7 protein-coding genes, 1 tRNA gene and 1 rRNA gene are annotated in these 7,612 nt (G+C 49.1%); all 9 read left to right on the forward strand.

Translation table 11 applies throughout. The features are described 5' to 3' along the window. Positions 1-6: 6 nt before the first annotated feature. Positions 7-118, forward strand: a 5S ribosomal RNA gene (rrf, locus tag ACFPMF_RS27895). 90 nt (positions 119-208) lie between these two features. Continuing rightward, positions 209-282: transfer RNA gene (locus ACFPMF_RS27900), tRNA-Pro, on the forward strand. Positions 283-465: 183 nt separating this feature from the next. Next, positions 466-1,914 carry an anthranilate synthase component I family protein gene (locus tag ACFPMF_RS27905; protein ID WP_379851451.1) on the forward strand — a complete coding sequence of 483 codons (1,449 nt, stop codon included), beginning with the start codon at positions 466-468 and terminating at the stop codon, positions 1,912-1,914. Positions 1,915-1,926: 12 nt separating this feature from the next. Next, on the forward strand, positions 1,927-2,493 hold the full coding sequence (locus tag ACFPMF_RS27910; RefSeq protein WP_379851453.1) for an anthranilate synthase component II: 567 nt from the start codon (positions 1,927-1,929) through the stop codon (positions 2,491-2,493). 178 nt (positions 2,494-2,671) lie between these two features. Beyond that, positions 2,672-3,661 (forward strand): anthranilate phosphoribosyltransferase, encoded by a 990-nt coding sequence (gene trpD, locus ACFPMF_RS27915; RefSeq protein ID WP_379851455.1) that lies wholly within the window; start codon positions 2,672-2,674, stop codon positions 3,659-3,661. Between the two features lie 55 nt (positions 3,662-3,716). Next, positions 3,717-4,541, forward strand: a complete 825-nt coding sequence (trpC, locus tag ACFPMF_RS27920; protein ID WP_379851457.1) for an indole-3-glycerol phosphate synthase TrpC — start codon at positions 3,717-3,719, stop codon at positions 4,539-4,541. Then, positions 4,538-5,185: a phosphoribosylanthranilate isomerase gene (locus ACFPMF_RS27925; protein WP_379851459.1), complete on the forward strand. Its 648-nt coding sequence runs from the start codon at positions 4,538-4,540 to the stop codon at positions 5,183-5,185. The genes trpC and ACFPMF_RS27925 overlap by 4 nt, the downstream gene beginning before the upstream one ends. 156 nt (positions 5,186-5,341) lie before the next feature. After that, entirely contained in the window at positions 5,342-6,541 is a 1,200-nt protein-coding gene (gene trpB / locus ACFPMF_RS27930) for a tryptophan synthase subunit beta (protein ID WP_379851461.1), read from the forward strand. 83 nt (positions 6,542-6,624) lie between these two features. Next, complete coding sequence (gene trpA, locus ACFPMF_RS27935) at positions 6,625-7,440, forward strand: tryptophan synthase subunit alpha (protein ID WP_379851462.1); 816 nt, start codon at positions 6,625-6,627, stop codon at positions 7,438-7,440. The last annotated feature ends 172 nt before the right edge of the window (positions 7,441-7,612 follow it).

Here is a 7,612-nt window from a genome sequence, read left to right on the forward strand (position 1 = left end):
AGCTGGGATGGTGGTAAGGGTGCGGGGGAACACCTCTTCCCATACCGAACAGAGCCGTTAAGCCCCGTTACGCCGATGGTACTGGAGTCACTTCCGGGAGAGTAGGTTGCCGCCACCACAGATTTTACCGTCCCCATTTCATGAAAATGAGATGGGGACAAATATTTTCTTTCCAGTTTTTAGTAAAGTTTTATCTTTGCGCATCAATCGGGGTGTAGCGCAGCCCGGTAGCGCGCTACGTTCGGGACGTAGAGGCCGTGGGTTCGAATCCCGCCACCCCGACTTAATTAACGGTTTACAGACATGAATTTTGGAGTAACTTCTTCAAATCTTTGGTGGTGGCGTTCTTCTTCTAGCCGAGTTGAACAGTCCCATTATGCTTTGTAACCAACCAAAACTGGTTTTTCAAAAGCCCACTGTTCAACACAGTGGGCTTTTTTCATTTCTAACCTATTCATTTTGGCCATGGTAGCGTCCGCTCAAACCCAACAACCCCCTCGCTTCTTTAAAGTAACCAGTACGTATCGAAAAATGTTGGCTGATACCCTCACTCCAGTAAGCATTTATCTGCGACTGAGGGATAAATTTGTGAACAGCATATTACTCGAAAGCTCGGATTATCACGGTAATGACAACAGCTATTCCTACATCTGCTTCGATCCGGTAGCCAGGTTTGAATTTGATGGCGCAACTATACAGCTTAACTATCCGGATGGAAGTGCCCATTCTGTCGCTTGTTCGCCAACTGATGATTTGCTAACCGCTATTGAAAACTTCCGGGCCGGTTTTCAATACGAGAAATTGCCGTTTCCGTTTATCACAAATGGCTTATTTGGGCATATTGGTTACAATGCGGTTCAGTTTTTTGAGGATATTTCTTTTAAAGCTGCTCCAGCCCAAAACGATGTACCCCTGGTTGTTTACCAGGTTTTTCGGTATGTTATCGCGATCAATCACTTCAAAGACGAGCTTTACCTGTTTGAGCATTCGTATTCATCAGACGATAACGAAACCGGTTCGAACCACCTCGATTATATTGAGACGCTGATAAAAAACCGCAATTTCCCTTCTTACACCTTCCAGACCACCGAGGACGAGCAATCTAATTTTACGGATCAGGAATTTTTAGAAATTATTCATAAAGGGATCGACCATTGCAACCGGGGTGATGTCTTCCAGATCGTGCTGTCCCGTAAATTTTCTACGGCATTTCGGGGGGACGAATTCAATGTTTACCGCGCCCTACGCTCGCTGAATCCCTCGCCCTATCTCTTTTATTTCGATTACGGTAATTATAAAGTATTTGGGTCGTCGCCGGAAGCACAGATTGTTGTGAAAGGTAACAAGGCGATTATTTATCCGATAGCCGGCACTTTCCGCCGGACCGGAGACGATGTTGCGGATGCTGAATTGGCCCAGAAACTTCATAATGATCCGAAAGAAACGGCTGAGCACGTCATGCTGGTCGACCTGGCCCGAAATGACCTGAGCCGGAACTGCAAAACTGTGAAAGTGGAAACTTTTAAGGAAGTTCAATATTACTCCCACGTCATTCACCTGGTGTCGAAAGTGGTCGGTGAAATGGACGAAAATGCAAAACCGCTGCGGATTGTGGGCGAAACGTTTCCGGCCGGAACGCTCTCGGGTGCTCCGAAACACATGGCAATGCAACTGATCGATCGCTATGAAAAAACAAGTCGCGGTTTTTACGCGGGGTGCATCGGTTTCATGGATTTTAGTGGCGATTTCAATCAGGCCATTATGATCCGGACTTTCCTCAGTAAAAATAACACCCTGTACTACCAGGCTGGGGCCGGCATCGTGGCTAAATCCAATCCGGAAAGCGAATTGCAGGAAGTACATAATAAATTGATGGCATTGCGTACCGCCATGAAACAGGCTGAAAAAATTTAAAAGAACGGTTTTATGAAAGTGCTGGTTATCGACAATTACGACTCATTTACGTACAACCTCGTCTATATTCTCCGCGAGTTGGGGCATACGGTAGATGTGTACCGGAACGACAAAATTACGCTCGAAGCGGTGGATGCCTATGATAAAATCCTGTTGTCACCGGGACCCGGTATTCCGTCGGAAGCGGGTATTATGCAGGAAATCATTCGCACCTACGCACCGACGAAGAGTATTTTGGGCATTTGTTTGGGCCACCAGGGGATCAGTGAAGCCTTTGGGGCAACGCTCGAAAATATGTCGGATGTATACCACGGTGTCGCGCATCGGGCTTTTATAAAAAATACCTCGGAGCGCTTATTTAATGGATTACCTCAGGACTTGCTGGTGGGGCGATATCATTCCTGGACGGTAATTCCGGATAGCGTTCCGGCAGCGTTGACCGTTACGGCCGTGGACGAGGAAGGCCGGGTGATGGGCATTGCGCACAAAGAATACGATGTTCGCGGTGTGCAGTTTCATCCGGAGTCAGTACTGACCGAACACGGCAAACAAATGCTGGAAAACTGGTTGAAAGCGTGAAGCTGGAAACCGTTGTTCCCTGGGGCGTTTGTTGCCGGAATACCGTCGCGTGTTTAAGCTGGCCGAATCCGATCGGGAAATGGTGTACAACTACTTACCGTTCCGGACCAGTTTCCGAAAACTGCCCCTCAAATGCTTTTTATCAGAAATAAGAAAGACTTGAACGTCTGCTCCATCCATGAAAGACATACTAAACCACCTTTTCGAATATAAAACCTTAACGAAAGAAGAAGCCCAGCGCGTTTTGGTCGGCATCAGCACGGGGCAGTATAACACCTCGCAGATTGCCGCCTTTCTGACGGTTTACATGATGCGAAGCATTACCGTGGAAGAACTGGAAGGCTTCCGCGATGCGATGCTGGAACTCTGTTTGCCGGTCGATTTGTCGGAGTTCGATGTCATGGATTTGTGCGGAACCGGGGGCGATGGCAAAGATACCTTCAATATTTCGACCCTCTCGGCCTTTGTGGTAGCCGGGGCCGGGCAGCGAATTACCAAACACGGAAATCATGGGGTTTCGTCGATGTGCGGTTCGTCAACGGTGATGGAATACCTCGGCTACCGGTTTACGAACGATTACGATGTTTTACGGAAAAAAGTTGAAGAAGCAGGAATCTGTTTTCTGCACGCGCCCCTGTTCCATCCGGCCATGAAAAATGTCGGGCCGATTCGAAAGGAGCTTGGTGTTAAGACTTTTTTTAACGTTCTGGGCCCGATGGTAAACCCGGCTTTTCCGAAAAAACAGCTCGTTGGCGTGTTTAGTCTTGAATTAGCCAGATTATATGCGTATCTTTATCAGCAAACGCCCAAGCGGTTTATGATTTTACACGCTCTGGATGGCTATGACGAAGTGTCGCTGACCGGCGCCTTCAAAACGATCTCCGCACACGCTGAGCAAGTGCTGACTCCGCACCAAATTGGCTTGCCCCAACTCCAGCCGGAACAACTGGCCGGCGGAAAGTCAGTTGAAGATTCTGCCCGTATTTTTATGAATGTGCTGAACAACGAAGCCACACCGGCCCAAACCGACGCCGTGGTTGCGAATGCTGCTCTGGCATTGGTAGTTGCCGGGCACGCAAAAACCGTTGAGGAAGGCATTCAACAGGCACGGGAGTCGCTGGAGAGCCGGCGGGCGCTGAACAGTTTGAAAAAATTACTGGCGGCTTAACCGCCCCAAAAATAAAGAGTGAGAGTCGAGTAGTGCAATACCACCGGATTATAGAATGGACGTACTGAAACGGATTATTGAGCGGAAACGAACCGAAGTAGAATACCAAAAAACCGTAGTATCCCAACGGGAGCTGGAACAACGACCCCTTTTCAACCGGAAACCGTTGTCGGCTCGCGATGCCATTTGTCGGCCCGGATCGTCGGGCATCATTGCCGAGTTCAAGCGGAAATCGCCCTCCAAAGGCATTATCAATGATCAGGTTTTGGTGGCCGAAACCACGGCTGGCTATGTTCGGGCCGGAGCCGCTTGCCTGTCGGTTTTGACCGATGAGCCATTTTTTGGCGGTACGTCGCAGGATTTGACCCAGGCGCGGGAAGCCAATCCAGCCACGCCCATCATCCGGAAAGACTTTATCATCGATCCGTACCAGATTGTCGAAGCCAGGGCAATCGGGGCGGATTTTATTTTGCTCATTGCCGCCTGTTTGTCGCCCGAAGAGGTTCAAACCTTCAGTCAGCTGGCGCACGATCTGGCCCTGGAAGTTCTGCTCGAAGTGCACGATGAAGCCGAGCTGGCCAGCCATTTGACCGAAACCGTCGATCTGGTGGGCGTCAATAACCGCAACCTGAAAACCTTCGTGACCGATACTGAAACCTCCGTCCGGCTGGCTTCCCTGATTCCTGATTCGTTTGTCAAAATTTCGGAAAGCGGTTTGCAGCAGGCAGAATCCATCCTGTCGCTTCAACAGTCAGGGTATCGGGGTTTTTTAATCGGGGAGACCTTTATGAAAACCGCCGATCCGGCGCAGGCTTTGGAACAATTGCTCGCCGACCTGAATCAGTTGAATCCATTATCTCAAAAACAATATATCGTATGAAAGTAAAAGTCTGTGGAATGCGGGATTCCGACAACATTCGCGAACTGCTCGCCCTGGCCCCCGATTTTATGGGGTTTATTTTTTACGACAAATCACTCCGGTTTGTGGGTGATGAGTTGGACGCAGAGCAGTTGAAATCGTTCCCGCGCAATGTGAAAAAAGTGGGCGTTTTTGTCAACGCCAGCCCAGATTACATTCTGCGGAGCGTGAAAAAGTACGATTTGCAGTATGTTCAGCTGCACGGTACGGAGACGCCGGATTTCTGCCGGAACCTGCGCAACCGGGGTGTTAGTATCATCAAGGCGTTTTCGGTTGATGGAACGTTCAACTTCAGCATGATCAACAACTACAAGCCGTCCTGCGACTTCTTTTTGTTTGATGCCAAAGGAGATCAGTACGGCGGGAACGGGGTTTTGTTCGACTGGAGCCTGATGAACCGGTACGACAACGAGAAACCGTTTTTTATCAGTGGCGGAATCGATGCCGACAGTCTGGATGCCCTCGAAAAAATTAAACACCTCAAGCTCTACGGTGTCGATATCAACAGCCGGGTCGAGATGAGTCCGGGCCTGAAAGACATCGAACTGGTCAAAGCAATCATCACCCGTTTAAAACCCATCGAAGAAGAGGAAACGGTCGCTTAATCCGAAGTTATTGAAATAGCTATACAAGAAACAGAGACAGCTATAGCGGTCTCCCAGGCTTTTCTGCCTTATTTAAAATAAAAAAGTAACCACTGAAAATGCCCGGCGAGTAGACGGGTACGGGTAGAAGTTACTGCGTGATTGTTTTTGAGTACAATGGAAACCACAGAATTAAAATCAGCTTACCAGGTCGACGAACGGGGCTATTACGGAACCTTCGGCGGAGCGTATATTCCGGAAATGCTTTACCCGAATGTGGAAGAACTCCGTGCGAATTACCGGACTATTATCGCCGATCCTGCTTTCCAGCGTGAATTTCGGGATTTACTGACCGATTATGTGGGCCGCCCGACGCCCCTTTTTCACGCCCGTCGTCTGTCAGCCGCCTATAATACGACGGTGTATCTGAAACGTGAAGACCTGTGTCATACGGGAGCACATAAAGTCAACAATACAATCGGTCAAATTCTGGTAGCCCAGCGATTGGGGAAAAAGCGAATCGTGGCCGAAACCGGAGCCGGTCAGCATGGCGTCGCAACGGCCACGGTCTGCGCCTTGATGGGGCTGGAGTGTATCGTATACATGGGTAGCATCGACATGGAACGCCAGAAACCGAACGTCGATCGAATGCGGATGCTGGGCGCCCAGGTTGTGCCGGCCACCAGTGGAAGCCGGACACTGAAAGATGCTACCAACGAAGCCATGCGACACTGGATCAATAACCCGGTCGATACGCATTACGTAATCGGTTCTGTGGTGGGGCCGCACCCATACCCCGACATGGTCGCTCGTTTTCAATCGGTCATTTCGGAAGAGGTACGGAAACAGTTGCTGGAAAAAACCGGTCAGGCCAATCCCGATTACGTCATCGCCTGCGTGGGAGGAGGAAGCAATGCCGCCGGGGCTTTTTATCATTACCTTGATGAGCCTTCGGTGAAATTGATTGCTGCCGAAGCCGCCGGACAGGGCCTTAATTCCGGCCATTCGGCCGCCACAACGGCCCTGGGAAAACCGGGTATTCTGCACGGCAGCAGTACCATCCTGATGCAAACAGAAGATGGTCAGGTAGTAGAACCGTATTCCATTTCGGCCGGTCTGGATTACCCCGGCATTGGTCCGCTGCATGCCCATTTGTTCGCTTCAGGACGAGGCACATTTTTCGCCATTACCGACGAGGAAGCCGTAGAAGCAGCTTTCGAATTAAGTCGCCTGGAGGGCATTATTCCGGCCTTGGAGTCGTCGCATGCACTGGCCAGCTTATCCAAACTGAAGGCCCGACCCGACGAGGTGGTCGTAATTTGTCTTTCCGGACGGGGCGATAAAGACTTGGCAGCCTACACAACGCGTCTTTCCTAACAAATTAGCATTCGTAAAACCGTTTTGACCCGCTAATCGGCAACGATTAGCGGGAAAACGTTCCATTCCCTGATTGTATTATCATGAACCGCATTATCGAAGTTTTTCAAAAGAAATCAGAGCAAATCCTGAATGTATATTTTACAGCGGGTTTTCCGCAGTTGAATGATACCGTTCCCATTTTAGAGACCTTACAGGAAGCCGGCGTTGATTTGATTGAAATCGGAATGCCTTATTCAGATCCGGTGGCCGATGGCGAAACAATTCAGCAGAGCAATCAAAAAGCCCTGAATAACGGCATGTCGCTGCGAATCCTGTTCGAGCAATTACGGGGAATACGCGAAAAAGTGCAGGTTCCTATTTTGTTGATGGGCTACCTAAACCCGGTCGTCCAATTTGGCATCGAAGCCTTTTGTCAACAGTGCGCTGCGGTGGGGGTCGATGGAATTATTGTGCCGGATTTGCCGATTGATGTGTACGAGCGCGATTACAAAGCAACGTTCGATCAATATAACCTATTAAATATCTTTTTAATAACGCCCCAAACCTCCGAATCTCGGATTCGGCAAATCGATCAGCTCAGCGACGGATTCATTTATATGGTTTCGTCGGCGAGCACGACAGGGTCACAAAAAGGAATTTCGGACGAAATGAAGGCGTATTTCAACCGGATTAATGCGATGAATATAAAAAATCCGCGCCTGATTGGTTTCGGTATTCAGGATTATGCCACTTTTCAGACGGCGAGCCAGTATGCCAACGGGGCTATTATTGGAAGTGCTTTCGTTCGATTGCTGGAGCAAAATCAGGAGAATAAGATCCCTGCCATCCATCGTTTTATCCGGTCAATCCGGTTTTTATCAGAAAATGAAAAAATAAATTCATCCCTTATCGCCTAATAATCAACACCCTACTAAACCGGCTTCAATTATTTTCGATGTAGGTCTTGACAAAGGGGAAAAAAATGCGGTACTTTGCAGTCCCAAATCAGGGAAGACACCGGGAGCGAAACTAGCTAACCTTTTGGTTATTAGTCAGTTAGGGGTCGGGAAGACGAAAAAAGAAGTAAAA

Origin of the sequence: Larkinella bovis, from assembly GCF_042655385.1 — a bacterium.
Classification (GTDB): domain Bacteria; phylum Bacteroidota; class Bacteroidia; order Cytophagales; family Spirosomataceae; genus Larkinella; species Larkinella bovis.